Raw genomic sequence first — 22,225 nt, 5'->3', positions numbered from 1 at the left:
TGGTATAATATTCTAAAGTGAGGTGGATTTTATGTTGAACATCGGTGACATCATTTTTCAGTTAATCTCAATTTTAGTTGTTATCTTTTTTATTGTTATGATTATATCTTTCTTTCGTTCTTCAAAAAAACGGAAGGAACAGCTAGATCGAATTGAAAATAAATTAGATAAACTGTCAGAGCAATCAACTAAAAATCAGCTCGGTTTATAAGCCGGGCCTTTATGTTTTTCTTTGCGGGATCATTTTATAAAGCTATTACTAAACACAACCAAGACAGCTACTAGTTCTTTTTACTCAAATCAAAACGAGTTATTTCCTCCTTGCCCAAGGATACAATTAAAGTTGCCTCCAGTGCGTTCTCTTTTAAGTGTTCTATCTTGTCTACAGAAGGTACTGGAAGAACTTCCGCTGTTTTTTCTTCAACGCCTAAATCATAATGGATGGTGAATTCTCCTGTTTCTTTTACTTCAATAGTAGCAGTATAGGAATAGCCCAAGCCCAAGCCTGAACCATCATAATCTGCCGGTTCAAAAATATTAAAGCCCATCACTTCATTAGAGGCGGTTACTAATTTTTCGGCAGGTTCAATCCTAGCCTCCAAGCCTACTCCTTTACTTACGTCTCCAACCTTTTTATTCCCTACATTTTTAATCACAAATGTGTAATACAGGGACGTGGGCACGACTTCTTTTCCTGCGTTCTCACCTTCTTGCAGAATAGTGGAGCCTGTTTCATTTTTATCATTCACAATATCTGCTTCTGCACTGACCAGTTCTAGACGTGTGTTCGTGGAGCAAGCGCTAAAATGCTGATAAAGACAAATAGGAACGTAAACAACAAACTAAATCGTTTCATGCAACCTCCTTTTTCCTGCCTATATGTTTGATAGGCAGATCTTAGAATTCTTCACACATGGTTAGATGAATAGCGATTGCTGCCAGGAAACTGCTTGATCTTTTTCCAGGCTTCTACCGCATCTTTGGGCTACTTCCCTTGATTGTCCGGGTCAGCAAAATAGTCATGGATGAATTGATTGTATTCAAATTGTGGGGAAATTTTTTTCGTATAGGATGGATCTTTTTTTCGTTTTTCTTCCTCATACCAGGCATTCACCGCCTCACGGTAGGTTTTTCCAGTATAATTTTTAAAATATTCCTGGATGTGGGTAGTAAAATGAAATGTAGGAATGACCGTTTGAAAAAATGCTCTTACTTCTTGACTGCAACGGTGATTTTCTTTGATGATTGTATCGAGGCTTAAGATTTTTTCTGGTGTTTGTTGTTTTACATAGGCCTTTACTTTTCTAATCGGCTTTTTTATTTCTCCTGTTTCAAGAAAGGATTCGATTGGAAATCTCAATCTTTGAGCCTGAAACAGCAAGTCCATTTTCTCTTCAAAATGATTGCAACTCTTCCTTCAACCAATAAAAATCCCTAAAACTTTGGACACTACTACTTCTAGTAAGCTTAGGTCTCAGCAGGATTCACCTCCATATATATCCATTTAATTATAGAAAACTAGTACTTATAAATCAACGTACATACCGAAAATGAATTTTACTAAAATTAACAGGATAAATATATTAGCCACGTTTTTAATTATATGCTATAATCTAGTCAACCTTTAAAACTGTTATACTATTTTATGCTTTACTGTTTCAATTGCCTTGCTCTATTCGCCTTGAGCAGGGTATTTTTTTTATTTATTGATCTACAAAAAGCGAGAGCTAAATCCATGTTTGTAAGGAAGGCTGCTAATGCCTATAGGATTTTAACACGCTCACCTTTTTTCCCTAATAATACAGATAATTCAATAAAAATATACGGATAAGCTAAAAGTGTCAATTCAAGGAACCCATACCCAAATAACACAGAATTCCCATCTGCATAATAACCGCTATCAATCATATATTTACCGATTAACAAATAACTAATAAAAGATAAACTAACAACAGCAAGCCAATCACGTTAAATTTAAATTTGTAGATCGTATAGCCGTCACTGGTAAATAAATTAAAGCCAGGAAAATTAAAAAGAAAAAAATATACAATGGTTCATAAACTCCCACTAAAGCACCTCGTTTTATTAACAACTTAATTCAATCTAGATACCACAAGTCCTCTTCTAATTACCATAATATTGAAATAAGAGATACCCTATTTTAATCAATAGCATAACGCTGACCTTTAATATAGCCTTACATACAAAGAAAAACAGATCCTGTAACCAGGATCTGTTTTATTTATGTGTCGATCAGATTAGTTTTTTTGAACGTTAGTAGCTTGTGGTCCACGTTGACCTTGTTCTACTTCAAAAGTAACTTCTTGACCTTCGTCAAGTGTTTTGAAACCTTCACCTTGGATAGCTGAGAAGTGTACGAATACATCGTCTCCACCTTCGCGCTCGATAAATCCGAAACCTTTTTCTGCGTTAAACCATTTTACTTTACCATGTTCCATTTTTTGTTGCCTCCTAGTGTGCTAACACACAATTGTATTACTATCCTTGCTTTTCGATCGTAAGACGACAATAATTGTTCAACTTTCAACCGCATCAAACAAAAATAATTCTACCTAATAATAACAGGTTCTGGACGGAAGTGCAAACGATTACCTCAATTATTTTTAAATTTTTCTTCAAATCATGATTTTTTTGAAACTCTTTTGCGAAATTATACCTATTAAAGTGATGGTAAATAAAACAAATCATCAAAAATCACTTTTACAAAGAAGGTTCAACGTTCATTATATAATGGTATATAGTGAAGAAAAGGAGCTGGTAATAATGGATCAAAGCTATAAAGCGTTAATCGTAGATAAACAGGATGAACAAACAGCAATCAAATTTATACAAAAACCGTTACATACCCCACAAGATGGCGAAGTTCTCATAAAAGTAAAATATTCAGGTGTAAATTACAAGGATTGCCTAGCTACAATTCCCAATGGAAATATTGTGACTTCCTACCCGATGGTACCAGGCATCGACCTAGCAGGTACGATTATTTCGTCGACTGACACTCGCTTTAAGGAAGGTGATGAGGTAATTGCTACGAGCTACGAAATCGGTGTATCCCGTGATGGAGGATATGCGGAATATGCTTATATTCCTGCTGATTGGATTATCTCACTGCCACAAGGGCTCACTCTCAAAGAAGCCATGATCATTGGTACAGCTGGATTTACCGCTGCATTATCCGTCCAGCGCCTGGAGGAAAATAAGGTAACTCCTGATCAAGGTCCTGTAATTGTCACTGGAGCTACAGGCGGTGTAGGCAGTTTCGCGGTCTCCTTCTTAGCAAAACTCGGATTTACCGTTGAAGCCAGTACAGGAAAATTAGAGGAAGCTGAGTACTTAAGATCAATCGGTGCTGCGAATGTGATTTCAAGGGATGAAGTATACAACGGTAAGGTTCGCGCCTTAGGAAAACAGCGTTGGGCCGCTGGGGTTGACCCTGTTGGCGGGGAACCTTTAGCATCTCTATTAAGCCAAATTAAATATGGTGGTTCTGTTGCGGCTAGCGGACTGACGGCTGGCACGAAGATTCCCTCCTCCGTATTCCCATTTATATTAAGAGGGATTAATTTATTAGGCATCGATTCTGTACAATGCCCGATGAATACACGCCAACAAATTTGGGAACGTTTAGCTACGGATTTAAAGCTCAATCAGTATGAGAATCATATCCAGCAAGAAGTGACGCTCGAAGAACTGCCAAATGTATTTCCTGTCCTTCTAAAAGGTGAAGCACGCGGCAGAACAATCGTTGTGTTCCCGGATTAAAGGACTCTATTCAACACCAATTCTATCTACATTTATCAAGTTCTAAATTAAAGGCTGTTTTCGCATTGTTGCTCCTGACTTTAAAACGGTAAATATCCATTTTGTGGTACCATTAAACAAAGAAGCTTTTCAACAACCTGACAGGTCAATCCAATATCCATGTAGAACTATTTTTATTTACGTTTAAGGAGTGACACTAATGGAAACTTATAAGCCTGAGGTTGAATCGGATTTGGTAGTGATATTTACAGATGGTTTACCATTTATCCTTTTGATGATATTGAGTGTAATTGCTATTGTATATATCGTTAAGATGATTAAACATTATAAAATGGCCAAATATAAACAACGTCGTGACCGAATTGAAAAAAAACATAAATAAGGATGATTGACCTCTTTCTTAATAGTGTTAACTGGGACGAACTTATAAACAATCCTGAAAGACGAATAATATCTAAATTAATGTTACTAGACTTTGTTACTTATTTAAGAGTTAAGTTGGAGGAAAAGGTCCGTTCCATTCCACTAGATATGAATAATGGTATGCAGAATGAACCAATCAATTGAAAACAAATAAAAACCCAAAATAGTAGGCGAATATCCATTAAAATATCACCTACTTTTTTGGGTTTATCCTTATCTGAAATACTTATGTCCTAGCCTCTTTTAGTTAGGCTTTGTTAAATTTAAATGTTTATTTTTATATAATAGTTAGGAGAACCTTCGTTTGTCTTGGTCCCCTAAAATGTACTCTTAATTGAAATGAATTATCTTTAACTTCAAGAATTTCTTATCATAACGTGCTCGTTCAATTAAATGATTGTACCATTTTAATGCTTTTTCTGACTCGCCATTTTCAATAAAGCATTCAATAATTTTCTTGTAATTTGGACTAAATGGATACTGTTCGTTTTTACATAGATTTAGTGCAGATTCAAAATATTGGCTTGAAAGATTCGGCTCTTTCAAATCTTTATACATTAATCCAATATAAATATAGCCACTTCCTATTTCTAAATTTGAAAATGGTTGATTTGTAACTTCTTCCATAACTTTAATTGCTTTTCCTCTCAACCCAAATAATTCATAAAAATTAGCTTTTCTAACGTAACTGTCATATGTTTTGATATATATTCACCTTATCTCTTTTACTTTTCTTTATCAAACTGCAAAATTTGATGAGTGTATAAAATTGCTAAACGCCTTACTCATACTTGAAACCTCCGACACGAATGTTTGTTCTTATTATAGTAACATTTTAGGAAGGCATCAAATATTAACATCATTTATGCATGTGAACTATTAGAAAAAATTTCGGAACCAGTCGAAAAAGAACCAATGCGCTGGGTAGATTTTAATAACTTAGAAGAGCATCTTTTCCACGAACATCATTTATACTTAATAAAACAGTACTTAAATATTCTATAATCAATCACTATACATATATACTTCATGACTATATCTCCTTTTATTGACTCATCAAATTTGTTCCAACATTCCAGTTCTAAAGAAGTCGCGTCAGCTCCCACCTTAATTAACATTCTATTTTTCATTAATAATTTCCTTCTTGTTCAAACCGTACATCATGATTGCAAAAAAATTATCCGATTTTCCAACCGAGGAAATAAGTTGTTTAATTAGCACATTTTGCTAACAATTGTTATAATGTTTTGATGTGTAAGAAAAGTATCTAAAAATCACCTTTTGAATACATATCTTGCAAATATTAAAAAATAGGTGGTAAGAACCATGACAGAAAACAAACCATACAGAGTTTTGCTTTATTATTTTTATACTCCAATTGAAGATCCAGCTGCATTCGCGGCAGAACACCTTGCGTTTTGTAAGGGGATTGAACTGAAAGGCCGTATACTTGTGGCCAAAGAAGGAATTAATGGTACGGTTTCCGGTACCGTAGAACAAACAAATGCTTATATGGACAAAATGAAGAACGATCCTCAATTCGAGGGGATTGTATTCAAAATAGATGAAGCGGACGGTCATGCGTTTAAAAAAATGCATGTGAGACCACGTCCTGAGCTTGTTCATTTATCTTTAGAAGATGATATTAATCCGAACGAATTAACTGGACAATACTTAAGCCCAAAAGAATTTTTCGAGGGCTTACAGGATGAAAACACAATTGTTTTAGATGCGCGTAATGACTATGAATATGAACTTGGACATTTCCGCGGCGCCATCAAGCCAGACATTGAAACGTTTCGCGAGCTTCCTCAATGGGTTCGTGATAATAAAGAAATGTTTGAAGGAAAACGCGTACTAACCTATTGTACAGGCGGTATCCGTTGTGAGAAATTTTCCGGTTGGCTAGTAAGAGAAGGATTTAAAGATGTCGGCCAGCTCCATGGCGGGATTGCCACATATGGGAAAGATCCGGAAGTACAAGGTCAATTATGGGATGGACAAATGTATGTATTCGATGAAAGAATCGCTGTTCCAATTAACCAAGTAGAGCACGTAATCGTCGGGAGAGATCACTTCGATGGTGAACCGTGTGAACGCTACGTTAATTGCGCAAACCCTGAATGTAACGATCAAATTCTTTGCAGTGAAGAAAATGAGCATAAATATATGCGCAGCTGCACAGATGAATGTCGTGTACATCCTCGCAATCGTTATGTTGTAGAGCATAACTTAACTGAGGAAGAGGTTGCAGAAAGACTGCGTAAACTAGAATTAATATCAGCTGAATAATAAAGATGGAGACCTTTCAATTGAGAGGTCTCCTTTTAATTATACGATTATATGCTTTTCATCAGCGCCCTATTGTAATTACCCTATTCCGCTCTCAATCTCATCATAATAGCGAAAATTATTGTTCCTGCAGTACTTTTTGCGGGGCTAGCTTACCTAAGTTATCATAAATCTCAGCCGCCATAATCTTATAGCCTTTTTCGGTCAGATGGATTCCATCATCACTGATTAAATCCTTCAATGGACCTCTGCTTTTAATCGCATTTCTCACATCAATCAAGAAGACATCCATTTCATCTGCTATATTTTTTACGGTTCGATTATACTTACTGTGCCAGTAGGCTATTCCCCCCACCTTGCAGATCCATTGACTGACTTCTGTACCGAAACGCTTGGATATCGTCTGATAGTAACGAGCCGGATCCAATGGAGGCAACGTGGTTAAAACCGGTGTAATTCCGTTTGATTTTAATTTGATAATAAGCTCTTTCAAATTATTAGCATACCTTGATAGAGTTACTTTTGGCTGATGCTCGTCGTTCGGTTTAGCCGCTACTTCCTTCCAAACAAAGTCACAATCATTCCCGCCAATCCCAATAATCACATAGGTAGGTTCTTCTTGAATAACATCCTTTTCAAGTCTGGCTAAAAGTAAATCAGAGTTATCATTGAATACTCCCTTATTGATCACTTCTGCCTCGCTAATCTCTGAATTCAACTTATCCTCCGACATAAACTTTTGTAAATAAGCAGGATAATTATTTCTTAAAATTCTCAAACGACCCTTAACATAGGATACTCCCCTAGTTAAACTATCACCAAAGCATATTAATTTCATAGGCCATCCCTCATATCTTTTAGTATATTCTGTGTTGCAAAGCATGATGTTTCTTTGTTACTTTAATTATATCAAGAAAATTTAAAAAATTAATTGATTAATGTTTATATTCTTTTAGATAATTTGCCAATAAACAAATAGTAAATGAGTGAATGAATATGAATCCAACCATATAAGTAGATTCTTTTATTTAGCAGCCATTATTCTATGTATCATTCTCGGATTGGCTTCCCGTCTATACAGGTCGATGCTGCATCCATTTTTAGCTCAGCATGCCGGAGATGCTTTATGGGCAATGATGGTCTATTTTGGGTTTCGATTCCTTTTCGTTCAAAAGAAACCATTCACAGCTTTTTGGTTCAGTACCCTGTTCAGCTTCGGAATTGAATTCAGTCAGCTCTATCAACCAGCATGGATCAACCAAATACGAAATACTACCATTGGGGCTTTAATCCTCGGTAAGGGATTTCTGTGGATCGATTTACTGCGGTATACACTGGGCATTATGATAGCAGTAATCCTAGATTGGTTGAAAATTAAATCAAGTAAAACAAATGAATGATAAATTCAATCGGCTACCTTTCCTCCTTCCACTTGCAAAGTACTGATTCTTTCCATGCCAGTCATAATGGGTTTCGCACGTGCGATTAATGTTCGTGTTGCTTCGAGACCTAGCGAGGCTTGATGAGATTCTGCATCCCTCCAAACCTCATAAACAAATACAGAGTTTGGGTTATCTTCCGAACTATTAACTAAATAAACCTCACAGTCATCGAGGTTCTTCATCGATTCTGCCGCTTCCAGCAAAATGTCTACCATCGTGTCCCTCTCTCCCTCTGCCACCTCGAATCTGTTAAATAACCCAAATTTACTCATAACACAACCTCCCATTTATAAGCACTTCTATTGCTTAACCTGCTATAGACATCCTATATAATAATCTGTCTATGTGATAAATCCCCTTCCAGGATGATGTTAAAACCATCTTCTTCTATCTTTACAACAGTAAGACTCGTATCATGGATAAAAGGAGGATCCCATAGGCTTTCAATAGAGGCGTTTTTGAAAATAGAATAGAAGCATTTTATGACAACGGAGTGAGTAACAATCAGGATATTGCCTGACTCATATTCATGCTGAATTCGATTCAATACGTTCATCGCTCGTTCTTTAACCTCCTCAAACGTTTCCCCATTTAGAGGCTTATATAAATGAGGATTGTTCCAGAAAGCATCAAACTCCATTGGATAGGTAGCCCTGATGGCTCCTTGTGTTTCTCCCTCCCATTCTCCCATACTAATCTCTTGTAAATTTTCATCATAGACTAGCGGAATGTCCCGATCACCCTTAATATATGTTGCTGTATCTGCTGCTCTGCCACTCGGGCTTGAATAAATAGCTGTTAAATCAATATCCTGCAACCCTTTCCCAAGTGATACCGCATTTTGGACACCCTTTCCTGTTAAGGGTGAATCTAATCTTCCTTGCATTCTTTTCTCCGTATTCCAAACTGTTTCTCCATGCCTTGTTATATAAAGTGTAATCAAATTTCCCATCCCCCTAAATCAACTCTACTCTGCATTCTGTATAGTTTCTCATTGCTATTCTTGCAGATTCCTTCCTGGCAGTAAATCTACTTCATTTATTCTATCCTTCATTGCCAAACCCCTCTTGGAACCAGAAATAATATGTAACCCTCCATAGCTTAAAATGGTATTATTAGTTTATTATTTTAATATTTTCCATATCGGAGTGATACGATGCAGTTAACTATGAAAGCAACCAGTGATCATGTACAAGTCTTATCCTACCTGCTTGCTAAAAATCCAGCCTCCCAGTATGAACGGTCCAGTAAAGGACATTTAGTTCGTCTTTTTTATAGTAGATTTGAAGAAAAAGAAGTCGAGGTCACTATATTTGTTACACCCGATCCAATTGAGCTGTTGGATCACCATTCCAATCAATATGAAATCACACATTATATAAATGATCGTGAATTTTCCGTAAGCAGTATCTTCTGCTCGTTTATACGTAATGCTCTCGGAACTGCCCTGAATGGACAACCGAAAGAGGAATATAGACAATGGGTCAGCCATGCTTTTCCTTTCCAATTTACCCTTGGACCTGTTTCATCAGAACTAACGGATCAAGAAATAGAACGTTTATTTAGTCCGCTCGGGTTTGAAATCGCCATTACACATGGTAAAAATACGTCCTCTCCAACTAAATCGGCAAGAATGATCACCCTGGATGGATTAACAACCCTGCAAAATGCTTTAAGACAGCTATTTGTCCTCATCCCTGTGCTTGATAACTATAAGCACTATTATATAGACGAGAAGGAAGTTGAAAAGCTTCAACGTTATGGACAAGGATGGCTTGAGGATCATCCCATGAGGTCATTCATTTTACAAAGGGCCTTACGATTCAAAGAATTATATGAACCAACAGAGGCATCTAAAAAGCTGGATAAGGAGCAAAAAACTCCATCCAAACCATCTCTGGCTGCCCTTCGCTATGAAAAAATACTGAAAACAGTCAGTGAACTTGATGATAAAGGTACGATTGTAGATATGGGTTCAGGTGAAGGAAAGCTTTCTCTAAAACTAGGATTTTTGGATGGAGTTAAAGAAATCCTGGCAGTCGAGCCATCTGAACATATGACATTACAAGCAATCAAAAGGTTCGAAAAAGTGGAAGGTAAGGCAGGATTCCTTTCTCCCACACTGATTTGGGGTTCGCTTTTTTATTATGATGAGCGTCTAAAGAATAAGGATTGCATGATTTTATGCGAGGTCATTGAGCATATTGATGAGGCACGTTTACCCAAAATCATGAGAATGATCCTGGAGGATTATCGGCCAAAAACCCTTATGATCACAACACCAAATAAAGAGTACAACGCTGTATATGACTTACATGAACACTTCCGCCATTCCGACCATCGCTTCGAATGGTCGAGGCAGCAATTTGAGGACTGGTGCAGGATGAACGTTGCCAATCAGCCATACAATCTTCAGTTTCAAAAGATTGGCGATATTCATGAACAGTATGGCTCACCTACTCAAATGTGCATTTTCAAACGAAAGGAAGGCCAATCAGATGAACATTAACATACCAAGTGCCGGGATTATCCTTTTAGTCGGTCCGTCCAATTCCGGTAAAACAACTCTGTTATCCAAATTAATCAATGATCAAACACTCCTCACTTCCGAGGTTGTCAGTTCAGATACTTTCCGGCAAATCGTTGGGGATACCGATTTTATAGATTGGAAGAACCGCTCCAAAACAGAAGCAGATTATCTAGTGGAACACTATCATTCCATCTCAAAAAAAGCATTTGAGGTCATGTACTCTGTCATAGAGGCTAGATGTCAGTTAAATAAGCTAACTTTCATTGATGCCACTCATCTTAAGGCCGATGACCGAAAGAAATATATTGATATTGCCAGGAAGCACCACTTGCCCATCATTGCCCTCATACTGGATACGGATCAACAAACACTTCTTGAACGGGATGAAAAGCGCGAGCAGCCAAGAGGAAAACGACGAATTAAACAGCAATACCAGACCTTCAAAAGCGAAAAACGTTTTATCAAAAAGGAAGGCTTTCGAGCAATCTATGCAATTAAGGATATAAATGAAGTCTCTCTTCACAGGCTGGAAAATCCGCTATATATGGAGGTCGGCAGCGGCCTTGATCTAATTGGTGATATACATGGCTGCTATGAGGAAATGATTGAATTACTTGAAAAGATGGGTTATCAAGCTCAGGATAGTGGCTTATACATTCATCCAAATGGCAGAAGATTTGTGTCTGTTGGAGATATTATGAGCCGTGGCCCCTACTCGTTAAAGACGATGCGATTTTTCGAGTGTCATATTGAACATGGATTGGCATACATGATTGATAGCAATCACGGCTGGAAAATCGCCCGCTGGCTGGATGGGCGAAACGTTACCCTAAAGCATGGAGATGAGCAGACGGCAGACGAGTTTAAACAATTTGAAGACAAGTACGGCTCTGAAGAAGCAAATCTACTTAAAAATAAGATGAAGAAGATGCTGATAGAGGCCCCTTCCCATTATGTGTTTCTTCAAAATGATGTACCTGTACTGGTTTGTACTCATGCAGGGATAAAGGATGACTATATCGGCAGACAATCTCAGGAAATCAGTGATTTTTGCCGTTATGGAGATACGGACGGCTTTGATGAAGCTGGAAAACCGCGCCGGAAGGATTGGTTTGTTAATCATAACAGCAGTCCCCTCATTATATGGGGTCATGATCCGAAACCTCAGCCCCTGCGCATCAATAACACGATAAATATCGATCAGGGTGTTGTTTTTGGCGGCCAGCTCACTGCCTTCCGTTACCCGGAGGAAAAATTCGTCAGCGTAAAAGCCGGGCAGGATTATTCAAACAGCGACGACAGCCCTTTAATGGAATGGGAAAGAAATCGATTAAATCCGCCTAATATCGGCAGCTTTATAAACGGGTATTCTGTACTGACAGAAGAGTTCGGTGAAGTAAAATTGTATAAGGAGCATGTGAAGGCTGCGATTGATACAGTTTCCCATTTCACCATCCCTCTAGAGAAATTACTCTATATTCCGCCAACCATGAGTCCTACTCCAAAGCCCTCTCAGCTGCCGGATTATTTAGAGCATCCGAGGGAAGCGATTGATTATTATCGCAGTCATGGTGTTCAAAGAATGATTGCAGAGAAGAAGCATATGGGCAGCCGTGCTGTTTTATTACTATTTAAGGATCAGCCCTCCGCTCTTCATTATGTTGGATATGAAACGCTTGGCGTTATTTATACACGAAGAGGCCGACGTTTTTTTGATTCAATCACTGAGGAGAAAGTGGTTCATGAATTACATTCTGATTTGATCAATCATGGCTATTTCGAGAAATATGATACAGATTTTGTTTTGCTGGATGCGGAAATTATGCCGTGGAACCTGAAAGCGAAGGAGCTTATCCAAAACCAATATGCGCATGTTGCTGAAAATGCCATCATGGATCGCGATTCTCTCAAAAACAAGCTAGAACAGGCAGTATCAACCAATTCCGAGCTGCACGGATGGCTAAACGAATATACTGAAAAATTGGCAAATGCGCAGAATTTCAAGGAAGTATATGAAACCTATTGCTGGGAAGTCGAGGATATACACCAGATTCAGATTGCCCCCTTTCATGTCCTGGCTCACAGTAAGGATACTTTCTTTGACCAACCGCATCTATGGCATATGCACATGAATCGTGAATTCGCCGCTCTATCCAAATTCTTTATAGAAACCGAATTTAAAGTAATTGATAGCGAGGTGAGCGAGCAAGAAGTCATAGAATGGTGGAGGGAAATGACTGAGGAAGGACAAGAAGGCATTGTCATCAAGCCTGAAACTTATATTGCAAAGGAACGAGGCAAGCTGTTGCAGCCCGCTATTAAAGTAAGAGGCAGAAAATATTTATCAATTATTTATGGGATGGATTATTTATCCCCCGCTAATCTAGCACGCTTGAAAAATAGAAACACCTCCAAAAAACAAAAATTGGCGTTACGTGAATTTACTCTCGGAGTAGAAGGCATTCGCCGCTTTGTTAACGGAGATTCCCTGCAGCGCGTACATGAATGTGTCCTTGGTACGCTCTCTCTCGAATCAGACCCGGTCGATCCAAGACTGTAAGAGTCATAACGAAGGAAGATGAACCTGTTGTGAGTGACAGGTTCATCTTTATTTAATTAGCCAATGATATTACCTATTACAATTTGTATTTCCGATTCTACCATTCAGGAGTATAATGAGGGATACAAATGAAAGTTATAGTAGAAAGAAGTGTAAGTATGGAGAATCAAGCAAAAGAGAAAAAGCTCGGCATTTTAGCTGGCGGCGGAGCTTATTTTTTATGGGGATGCCTCCCGATTTATTGGAAATTAGCCGGTGATGTATCTGATTTGGAAATCCTGGCACACCGGATTTTATGGTCCTTTGTGTTCATGGTGCTGCTCGTCTTTTGTTTCGGAAAGACAAAGGATGTTTCTGGGGAAATCACCACCATCCTTAAACAGCCTAAATTGACGTTGGCAATCACGCTGGCAACCCTATTAATCTCAGCCAACTGGTTTATCTTTATTTTTTCAGTCAATAGCAATAATATCTTATCCGCCAGCATGGGTTATTATATTAACCCAATTGTCAATGTAATACTGGCAACCATCTTCTTAAAGGAAAGACTAAGCAATGGCGAAAAAATAGCTGTTTTATCTGCGGCAATTGGTGTGATTATTCTAACATGGAACCAGGGCTCTATCCCATGGCCTGCTATATGCATGGCAATGACCTTTGGATTATACGGGCTCATTAAGAAAATGGTTCAAATCAATCCATGGACAGGCTTAACACTGGAAACGATGATCATCGCACCGTTCGCACTCATTTATCTGTTATTCTTTGCCGAGCATTCCTTTTTATCGTACAGTACCCAAGTTGATTTAGTCCTTGTGGGAGCCGGTATTGTAACCGCAATTCCGTTATTGCTGTTTGCAGAAGGAACGAAACGAATCAGCTATACAATGATTGGATTTTTACAATATTTAGCTCCAACCCTCATGCTAGTGATGGCTGTCGTGATCTACGATGAAACATTCACCCTTATTCAAGGCATATCCTTCCTGTTTATCTGGATTGCCTTAATCATCTATACAGCATCCAATCTGTTCAGATCCGCAAAGAGCAGAAAAGCAGCAGCGAATTAATGTATTTCGTATGAATGGACCGGTGGAGGAAACTGAGATGTTACCTTCACCGGTTTTTCGTTTGCTGCGTAAGAGTGGCTTAACGTGCGATGCCCCCGTTGCTGGCTAAATAATGTTCCGGATGCTATTTTTCTATTGAATTCTAACTAGTTTGCCAGTTTTCAAGAGATAATTCCCTCTATTAGGCCGATATAAGGCATAGAATTCAAATAATCAAGCCGATTTCTATTATAATTGCGCGGATTATGAGCATAATTGAGCGAAACTTCTTATAATTGATCGATTATAACCATAATTGAGCGGAAACGGCTTGGAATTGAGCGAATCTCATTTTTATGAGCGAAATTATAAGCATTCGAGCGAAAATTTTACCGATTGAGCGCACATAACAGTGATTGAGCGAATCTATCAAACTATACTCTGATTCCCCCCTCTTTAGACGACAAAAAAAGAGATGTCGATCAGCCCCCGAAAGACTAATCGAACATCTCTTTTTAGTATCCCGCTTAAAAATAAGCCAGCTGATATTGTTCATAATACAGCTCAAGTTCATCTACAGTAGTTTTATAAAGAGGCAGCGGATCGGTTTCATCTCCATCAAAAATAAAGTCTAAATCCTGGTCGCTTACTTTTTTGAACATGAAGGACGTATCCTCCACATCTGTAACCACTTTAATATATTCCGAGTCGGAGTCTTCTATGTTCAGTTCCAATACAAGCTCTTCCTCTTCATCATACATAACAAGATACCCCATATTACGATCGGCACCCGTTATGATTTCGAAAAAGTATGGACCATATTCCTCTCCATACCCATCCAGCTTCTCCTCTTCCGTACCCTCTACTCCCCAAACTCCATCTATATCTGCGAGGGATAATGTCTTGCTGTAGACCAGCTGATTACCGTAATAAATCCTCGTATAGGATTCCGCATGGTCAAATGTCTGCAGTTCATCGGTGTCATTAACACTTACGGATTTTATTTGGCCATCCTCTGTATTGTAAACGACATGGTCCACATAGGACACGAAACCGGTGACATCATCCGCTATTTTCTTTCCATCCAGAATTAAAGAATGAGTAGCAGATAAATAAATAATTTTATCATCTACAATGGACCAGCAAAGCCGGCTGCTGGAATCCATCATCACATTAGGGGCAATTTCCTCAGGAACACCTGAATGTTTCACTTTATACATCGCCTGTGTCTCATCTAAATAATAGATATCGTCATTGAGTATAAAGAAGTCTACAACTCCCTCTGCAAGTAAATCAGATTTCTGATCTTCCATCTCCTTTATGAGCAATTGCTGATTACCATTTAAATAAATATAGGAATCATCCTTCATTTTATAATCGAGAACATCAGAAGCGACTCGAACTGCTTCATTTTCAGCAGATAGGCTGTAAAGCTCCCCTATATCACCCTGATAATCTGCTAAATAGGAATAATGCCCAGAATCATCAACCTGAAATCCCCCGTAATCATGGCTATCTGCATGAAGATGGACATTCTCAGTCTTTTCTAAATCCCTGATGTATAATTCACCATCATCCGTACTGATGAGTAACCTGGTACCCCCCTCTGATTCCTGGAAATTAACCACTCTTGAAGCGATTTTTTCTTCACCGCTATCTTTTGTAAAAACATATAAGTCCATATTTTCATTGATATAGAATAATCGTTTACCGTCTATAGATAATCTGTATTGGACAATATCTGAACGGACTTTCCGAGGTTTACTCTCATCAAAGATCACGTATAACTGACTATTTTCATCAGTCAAATAGGCAAGAGTGCTCTCATCAAAGGAAAGCAGATACGGTATTCTGCTGGCAGAAACCTGTTTAGCTATTCTTTTTTTCTGCCCATCTTTATAGCTGTACAAATCATCGTCACCATTTATATACATGAGCCCACGATGCTCATCCCGATAATGGATTGTATCCTCCCTAACATTTGAATCAACCTTTTCGATATCAGACTCATGTTCTTTCATATACAGGTCCGTACCTTTTAACATAATATACGCATCATCATTCACTTCATGCTCCCGATAAGTGGAAGTACCATTCTTGTCCGAACAACCTGTAAGAACAATCAATAAGCATAGAGAAAACAACATCGATGGTATCTTAATAGCCAAAGAACTCCCCTCTTCCAAATATATTAATAGATAAAAAAATTATATCATAATAATAATTATTATTTTAATATTATAAATAATTATAATATTACATTCTGGTTAGAAAGCAGAGGTTCCTGAAGAAATTGTTTGGCTTAGCAATGATCAGATGACCTACACCAGTCTTTATTAAAAGCCTATACACATTTTTTAATCATCTATTTCGTTACATTTAGCTTACTTTCCCCAGGCCGATGAACGATGTTTTTTGTTTTGAAAGAGTATGGTATAACTAACAATAGAGATAGAAAGAAGGAGTATAGATATGAAGTGGAATCAGCAAACCATTAAAATCAATAATAAACTAAGAATATTAGAATCCATTCGAGATAATGCACCTATATCAAGAGCTGATTTAGCGCAAAAACTCGGCCTGACAAAGGGCACGGTCTCCACCCTGGTCAACGAGCTTTTGGAAGCGAATATCTGTTATGAAACGGGTCCGGGGGAATCGAGTGGCGGCAGGCGTCCGGTCATGCTTCTCTTTCAACATTCCACTGCTCATGTGATTGGTATTGATATTGGAGTGAATTATATACTTGGGGTCCTTACAGACCTTAAAGGCAACATCATTAAAGAATTCAAACAGCCAGCTATGAATCCAAACTATGACGAAGCTGTACAGATTATAAATGAGTTAATTCGTTCTCTCCTCACTTCAGCTCCTGCTAGTACCTATGGAGTCGTGGGGATTGGGCTGGCTGTTCCAGGAATGGTAAACATAGATGGGGAACTTCTGCTCGCTCCTAATTTAGATTGGAAACAGAAGCAATTAAAGAACCAAATTCAGGACGAATTTAATCTGCCAGTCATAATCGAAAATGAAGCAAATGCAGGGGCCTTTGCGGAGAAAATGATAGGTCCCGGACAATCATCAAACAATACGGTTTATATAAGTGCCGGAATTGGAATAGGAGTTGGAATGATCTTAAACGGTGAACTCTACCGTGGATCCAATGGATTTGCCGGTGAAATGGGCCATATGATTATTCAATATGATGGATTGCCCTGCTCATGCGGAAGCAAAGGATGCTGGGAATTATACGCTTCTGAAAAGGCATTGATTAAAAAGGCTTCTACCCTACTCCCATCAAATAAAGAATGGACACTCGAAAAATTAATTGAACAAGCAGAGAGCGATAAACAGATCCAAGCAATCTTTACAGAAACAGCAAAGTACCTTGGAATCGGTATTGCCAGCATCGCGAACACGTTAAATCCCGAGCAAATCATTATCGGAAACCGCCTTGCTATGGCAAAGGATTTATTGAAAAATGAAGTTGAACATGTCGCACGAGAATGTGCACTGGATGCTTCCAAATCCCAGCTGCGGATTCAGTTTTCCAATTTATCCATCTATTCAGCTGCACTTGGAGTCTCAGCCTTCGCAGTTGAAAATTTTATCCAATTGGTTTGTAAACAATCAAAGGTTAACCTATAAGGTTGGCCTTTTTTATTGCCTCCCGTAACAAAGTTGATAAGAATGATCAAGTAGAAGTATATTCCACGGTTAGGCTGGCAAGAAAACACTTGGACTAACAAAAGCCATTCTAAAGAAAACTATACAGTCAAAAGAAAAGCACAGAAAAAAGAACTGTATGAACGGTCACCGCAAAGGATAAAGCCCGCAAATATCAGTTCTAAGGCAACTAAAAAGTCGCAAGACAATAACTCTATTATGTTGACGCAGACGCTTGTATGCGCCCTTTTTATGTACCTAAAAAGGAATATTTACATCCTTCTATTCAATAACCAACATGTTGGACTCATCAAATTGCCACATCTCACCATATGCCACTTCCCAATAATATCCGTCCGAATCTGTAAAATAACCGCCATATCCGCCCCAGTCTGTTTTTTCAGGCTGTTTCACAATTTTCGCGCCAACCTGCTCCGCTTTTTCCATAACACGGTCTACCTCCTCGGCTGATTTCGCATTATACCCTAGCGTAATTCCTGAAAAAACAGAAGTTAAATTTGGCGGATTATTCTTATCAAGATCACGCGCTAAATCCTCCAATGGATACAAAGAAATACAGGACCCTTCATTTTTAAAGAAAATTACATGTGGACTAGATTCCGGACCAATCATGGACATGTCAAAGCCCAATTCTTTATAAAATCGATGGGATTCTATAATATTCCGTGTTCCAAGCGTTACCAAGTTTAATCGATTCATTGTTTCTCCTCCTAAATGGTTTACTCTATTAGTTCGATATCTATTAGGCTTTTCCTGTTAAAAATAGATAAAAATAAAACCTGCTTCGCGAAGCAGGCCTTTTTTTCTTCCTTATGGATTTTTCACATTAAAGGTATCTCCATCCTCTAAATTCCCGGAATTAAATCCTTTTTAATAGATAAAATAATAATCACCGGATCCAACTATTGCAGAAACACCACTTTCTGTTTTATCTACAGCCAATACACCATCTACATATTCCAGTTCATTCAATGTACCATGTTCATGAATTGTAACGTTTACTGATTCAGGAAAAATGATTCTACCTGTAGTATTAGCAGGTATAGATACTTGTATATGATAGCCACTATCATGTTTTTCCCAACTGGATCTTATCGTTCCATACATCGTTTCAAGCTCTCCTTTAGCGTAGCTTAAACCGTCGTTTGGTAATGGATTAATTAAACTATTTTTATAGGCACATGAATCATTTTCCATATCAATTCCCGCTACTTTTCGATATAACCAATCTCCTATGGAACCATATGCATAATGATTAAAGGAGTTCATTTCATCGCTCCAAAAGCTGCCGTCTTCTTTTATTCCATCCCAATGTTCCCAAATCGTTGTAGCCCCTTTAGTAACTTGATAGAGCCAAGATGGATAATCCCGTTGAAATAATAATTTATAAGCAACATCGGTATATCCATGTTCCGATAAAACTAAATTCAAGTAAGGCGTTCCTACGAAACCAGTAGTTAAATGATAGTTTGTATCTTCAAGCAATGTGATTAATTTATTTATAGCTTTATCCTTTGCTGTCCCATCAATTAAATCAAACATTAATGGCAGTAGTTGTGCAGTTTGGGTTGAAACGGCAATTCTTCCTGAAGGAGTTATAAACTCATTGGAAAATTCTTTCAGTATGTTTTCATATAAAATTTTATATTCCTTTGCATCTGAAAGTTTACCAATAATTTCTGCAGATTTTTGCAGTAAATGAGTTGAGTAAGCATAGAACGCTGTAGCAATAAAATCTTTATCAGTCGCACCAATACTGCTATCAGGTTTAGAATCTAATGCTAGCCAATCCCCAAAATGAAATCCTGTGTTCCAGAGATACTCGTTTTCTCCTTCTTTTCTGATGTATTCTATCCATGCCTTCATGCTATCATACTGTTCTTCCAAAATACGAGTATCCCCATAACATTGATAGATTGTCCATGGGCATATAACGGCAGCATCTCCCCATGCAGCTGACTCATTTTCATCACCTTGTAAAACATCAGGAACAACGAATGGAACACTGCCATTTTCTTTTTGATCAGCCTTCAGGTCCTTAAGCCATTTTGTAAAAAAAGGAGCAACATTTCTTAAATAAGAAGCCGTTCGGATGAACATCTGTGCATCACCGGTCCATCCCAATCTTTCATCCCTCTGTGGACAATCTGTTGGAACATCTAGAAAATTTCCTTTTAATCCCCAGTTAATATTATGCTGCAATTGATTAATGAGTGGATCTGAACATTCAAAATAACCTGTTTCAGCCATGTCTGTATGCAAGACTACACCTATAAAATCCTCTAATTTAATGCTGTTTTCATTAAAACCAATCAGTTGCACATATCGAAACCCTTGAAACGAAAACGTTGGTTCATACGTTTCTACCTCGTCACCTTTACAAATATAACGAATAGTTTGTTTAGCTGTACGCAGATTGTCAACATATAAATTACCTTCATGGTCAAGAACTTCAACATGTTTTAGCTGTACTTCCTGTCCTTTGTGACCACGAATACTAAATCTGATCCATCCAACCATGTTTTGTCCCATATCAATTACCACTTCTCCTTTAGGAGTAGTAAATAACTTGATTGGATTAATATAATTTATTGCTCGAACAGGTTCAGTATATTGAGCAACTAGATGTGTTTTTGGATACGTGATAACCTCAACTGCCCCCCAATTATCATCATTATATTCCGCAGTACTCCAAGATGGATCATATTTTCTAGCATCATAGGTTTCACCATGATATATCTCAGAATAACGAATTGGCCCCTCGTTTACCTTCCAATTACCATTTGATATAATTTCTGTTGTTGTTCCATCCTCATAGGTTACCTTTAATAAAAACAACAAGGCTAATCGATTCCCATATATATGTCTTTTATGCTCCCAAGCCAGGTTGCCTTTAAACCACCCATTGCCAAGGAATGCTCCAACAACATTTTGTTCACCTTCATTCAGAAGATGGGTTACATCATAGGTCTGATATTGCAATCTTTTATTATAGCTGGTCCATCCTGGTGTAAAATATCTATCCCCAACTTTTCTTCCATTTAAGAATAAAGTATACAATCCTAAAGCTGTAGTATAAATTCTTGCTGACTTAACATTCTTTTCAATAACAAAATTTTTCCGTAATACCGGACATTCTTTTCTATCGGGCGAAAAAACAGATAAGGGTGGGCTAATCCATTCAGCAGTCCAATCATTTTCTTGAAGTAAACCCATTTCCCAAAAGGCCGTCTCTGACCATTCTGATTGTTCATCATTACTCCAAATTTTAATTCTATAATAATATCTTTTTTGAGAAGATACAGTTAAATCTTTTAATTCAATATGGATACTATCCGAGGATGTTATTTTACCTGAATCAAATACTAGTTGATCAAAACTTTCATTAAAAGACACTTGTATTTGATAGTCAGTTTGAAAGACTCCTCTTTTATCAGATGAAATTTTCCAGCTTAATCTTGGTTTATGAATATCCAATCCTATAGGATTATTTGCATATTCACAACTAACTTCTCTAATTAAAATCATGTTTTATCCACTCCATTATTTTTAGTTAAAAATCTCAATTGGACAAACTATTTAATTGCTCCTGACGTCATACCGGCAACAATCCGTTTATTAAAGAAGATAAATAAAATTAATGGCGGGATTGATATTAATAGAATATTTGTAAATAACAAATTCCATTGAGTGCTATATAAACTCATAAAGTTATATAACGTTAACTGTAAAGTTGCATTTTCAGATCCAGGAAAGAAATATAAAGGATTTACGAAGTCATTGTACACACCTACTGCAGTTAGTACGATAACCGTTGCTGATACTGGTTTTAGCAACGGGAAAATCACTGAAAAGAAAAGCCTGAACTTACCGCATCCATCAATCAGTGCCGCTTCATCCAATTGCCTTGGAATAGTAGCCATAAAGCTTCTATATAACATAATAGTAAATGGAAGATTCAAAGCTACCTCAACAGATACAATACCGGGTAAAGTCTTAAACAGCCCCAGACCGTCAAGGACCCAAATGGTTGGAACAACAGCCGGAGGGATAATTAAACCCGCTAATATTAGAAAATTGAACAAAGGCGTCCATTTGCTTGTTTTCCGATGTAAAACATACCCAGCCATTGCCCCGAATAAGATTAATAGTAGTATTGAAAGAACGGTGATAATCCCACTATTCATAAAAGCTCGAACAATCATACCATTCTCTGAAGCAAATACTTCTTTAATATTTTCTATTAATTGAAAACCTGATGGCCATGATAATGTCAACAGAGCTGCTTCTTTCGCACTTTTTGCTGCATTTACAAACACAAAATAGATAGGAATTCCGAAAATGATAAGTGTCAAAATCACAGCAAAGGCTTCCGTTAAAAATTGTAAGATTCCCCTTCTCTTCTTTAAAAACATGAAATGAGTATGTTTTTTAGCTGGCTGATCTTCAACATGAATGA

General features: G+C 37.7%; 19 protein-coding genes and 1 pseudogene. 9 read left to right on the top strand and 11 right to left on the bottom strand.

From position 1 onward, the window contains the following. The first annotated feature begins 31 nt into the window (after positions 1 to 31). On the top strand, positions 32 to 211 hold the full coding sequence (locus AC4D4A_RS13030) for a DUF4083 domain-containing protein (protein WP_490996299.1): 180 nt from the start codon (positions 32 to 34) through the stop codon (positions 209 to 211). A 70-nt stretch (positions 212 to 281) separates the two neighbouring features. Here AC4D4A_RS13030 and AC4D4A_RS13025 read toward each other — a convergent pair whose 3' ends face one another. The 3 genes and pseudogenes from AC4D4A_RS13025 to AC4D4A_RS13015 form a co-directional block, all read right to left on the bottom strand. Next, complete coding sequence (locus tag AC4D4A_RS13025) at positions 282 to 749, bottom strand: hypothetical protein (protein WP_490996298.1); 468 nt, start codon at positions 747 to 749, stop codon at positions 282 to 284. 158 nt (positions 750 to 907) lie between these two features. Next, positions 908 to 1,478 (bottom strand): annotated as a pseudogene (locus AC4D4A_RS13020) (DUF6434 domain-containing protein). A gap of 780 nt (positions 1,479 to 2,258) precedes the next feature. After that, on the bottom strand, positions 2,259 to 2,459 hold the full coding sequence (locus AC4D4A_RS13015) for a cold-shock protein (protein ID WP_066107773.1): 201 nt from the start codon (positions 2,457 to 2,459) through the stop codon (positions 2,259 to 2,261). A 325-nt stretch (positions 2,460 to 2,784) separates the two neighbouring features. Between AC4D4A_RS13015 and AC4D4A_RS13010 the strand changes: the two genes are divergently transcribed. Further along, positions 2,785 to 3,783, top strand: a complete 999-nt coding sequence (locus AC4D4A_RS13010; RefSeq protein ID WP_490996297.1) for an acrylyl-CoA reductase family protein — start codon at positions 2,785 to 2,787, stop codon at positions 3,781 to 3,783. A gap of 199 nt (positions 3,784 to 3,982) precedes the next feature. Continuing rightward, positions 3,983 to 4,165 (top strand): hypothetical protein, encoded by a 183-nt coding sequence (locus AC4D4A_RS13005; protein WP_490996296.1) that lies wholly within the window; start codon positions 3,983 to 3,985, stop codon positions 4,163 to 4,165. Between the two features lie 371 nt (positions 4,166 to 4,536). Here the strand turns inward: AC4D4A_RS13005 and AC4D4A_RS13000 are convergent, their stop codons facing one another. Beyond that, positions 4,537 to 4,833 (bottom strand): tetratricopeptide repeat protein, encoded by a 297-nt coding sequence (locus tag AC4D4A_RS13000; protein WP_490996295.1) that lies wholly within the window; start codon positions 4,831 to 4,833, stop codon positions 4,537 to 4,539. A gap of 699 nt (positions 4,834 to 5,532) precedes the next feature. Between AC4D4A_RS13000 and trhO the strand changes: the two genes are divergently transcribed. Beyond that, complete coding sequence (gene trhO / locus AC4D4A_RS12995; protein ID WP_066107775.1) at positions 5,533 to 6,498, top strand: oxygen-dependent tRNA uridine(34) hydroxylase TrhO; 966 nt, start codon at positions 5,533 to 5,535, stop codon at positions 6,496 to 6,498. Between the two features lie 118 nt (positions 6,499 to 6,616). Here trhO and AC4D4A_RS12990 read toward each other — a convergent pair whose 3' ends face one another. Further along, the gene (locus tag AC4D4A_RS12990) at positions 6,617 to 7,336 is read right to left on the bottom strand and encodes an SGNH/GDSL hydrolase family protein (RefSeq protein ID WP_490996294.1); all 720 of its coding nucleotides are present in this window, start codon (positions 7,334 to 7,336) and stop codon (positions 6,617 to 6,619) included. A gap of 148 nt (positions 7,337 to 7,484) precedes the next feature. On the opposite strand from AC4D4A_RS12990, the gene AC4D4A_RS12985 reads away from it, so the two are divergent. Further along, complete coding sequence (locus AC4D4A_RS12985; protein ID WP_490996293.1) at positions 7,485 to 7,898, top strand: ribosomal maturation YjgA family protein; 414 nt, start codon at positions 7,485 to 7,487, stop codon at positions 7,896 to 7,898. A gap of 5 nt (positions 7,899 to 7,903) precedes the next feature. On the opposite strand, the gene AC4D4A_RS12980 is transcribed toward AC4D4A_RS12985, so the two are convergent. Next, positions 7,904 to 8,212 carry a putative quinol monooxygenase gene (locus tag AC4D4A_RS12980; protein ID WP_490996292.1) on the bottom strand — a complete coding sequence of 103 codons (309 nt, stop codon included), beginning with the start codon at positions 8,210 to 8,212 and terminating at the stop codon, positions 7,904 to 7,906. Between the two features lie 53 nt (positions 8,213 to 8,265). Then, positions 8,266 to 8,883, bottom strand: a complete 618-nt coding sequence (locus AC4D4A_RS12975) for a histidine phosphatase family protein (RefSeq protein ID WP_490996291.1) — start codon at positions 8,881 to 8,883, stop codon at positions 8,266 to 8,268. 213 nt (positions 8,884 to 9,096) lie between these two features. Here AC4D4A_RS12975 and AC4D4A_RS12970 point away from each other — a divergent pair, with 213 nt between their 5' ends. From AC4D4A_RS12970 to rarD, 3 genes are all read left to right on the top strand, one after another. After that, complete coding sequence (locus tag AC4D4A_RS12970) at positions 9,097 to 10,449, top strand: 3' terminal RNA ribose 2'-O-methyltransferase Hen1 (protein WP_490996290.1); 1,353 nt, start codon at positions 9,097 to 9,099, stop codon at positions 10,447 to 10,449. Further along, positions 10,439 to 13,030 carry a polynucleotide kinase-phosphatase gene (locus AC4D4A_RS12965; RefSeq protein WP_490996289.1) on the top strand — a complete coding sequence of 864 codons (2,592 nt, stop codon included), beginning with the start codon at positions 10,439 to 10,441 and terminating at the stop codon, positions 13,028 to 13,030. Before AC4D4A_RS12970 ends, AC4D4A_RS12965 begins: the two co-directional genes overlap by 11 nt. Before the next feature lie 158 nt (positions 13,031 to 13,188). Further along, the gene (gene rarD, locus AC4D4A_RS12960) at positions 13,189 to 14,100 is read left to right on the top strand and encodes an EamA family transporter RarD (RefSeq protein WP_490996332.1); all 912 of its coding nucleotides are present in this window, start codon (positions 13,189 to 13,191) and stop codon (positions 14,098 to 14,100) included. A gap of 506 nt (positions 14,101 to 14,606) precedes the next feature. Here the strand turns inward: rarD and AC4D4A_RS12955 are convergent. Beyond that, the gene (locus AC4D4A_RS12955) at positions 14,607 to 16,247 is read right to left on the bottom strand and encodes a hypothetical protein (protein WP_490996288.1); all 1,641 of its coding nucleotides are present in this window, start codon (positions 16,245 to 16,247) and stop codon (positions 14,607 to 14,609) included. A 304-nt stretch (positions 16,248 to 16,551) separates the two neighbouring features. Between AC4D4A_RS12955 and AC4D4A_RS12950 the strand changes: the two genes are divergently transcribed. Beyond that, entirely contained in the window at positions 16,552 to 17,727 is a 1,176-nt protein-coding gene (locus AC4D4A_RS12950) for an ROK family protein (protein WP_490996287.1), read from the top strand. A 300-nt stretch (positions 17,728 to 18,027) separates the two neighbouring features. On the opposite strand, the gene AC4D4A_RS12945 is transcribed toward AC4D4A_RS12950, so the two are convergent. From AC4D4A_RS12945 to AC4D4A_RS12935, 3 genes are all read right to left on the bottom strand, one after another. After that, positions 18,028 to 18,465 (bottom strand): VOC family protein, encoded by a 438-nt coding sequence (locus AC4D4A_RS12945; protein ID WP_490996286.1) that lies wholly within the window; start codon positions 18,463 to 18,465, stop codon positions 18,028 to 18,030. Positions 18,466 to 18,636: 171 nt separating this feature from the next. Then, entirely contained in the window at positions 18,637 to 21,294 is a 2,658-nt protein-coding gene (locus AC4D4A_RS12940) for an alpha-L-rhamnosidase (RefSeq protein ID WP_490996285.1), read from the bottom strand. 47 nt (positions 21,295 to 21,341) lie between these two features. Next, positions 21,342 to 22,181, bottom strand: coding sequence for a carbohydrate ABC transporter permease (locus AC4D4A_RS12935; protein ID WP_490996331.1), 840 nt, complete (start codon positions 22,179 to 22,181; stop codon positions 21,342 to 21,344). Positions 22,182 to 22,225: the final 44 nt, after the last annotated feature.

The sequence above is a fragment of the Pradoshia sp. Z5_111 genome, from assembly GCF_058267535.1.
The sequence above is the reverse complement of the archived record's forward strand: the minus strand, read 5'-3'. Positions and strand labels throughout refer to the sequence as shown.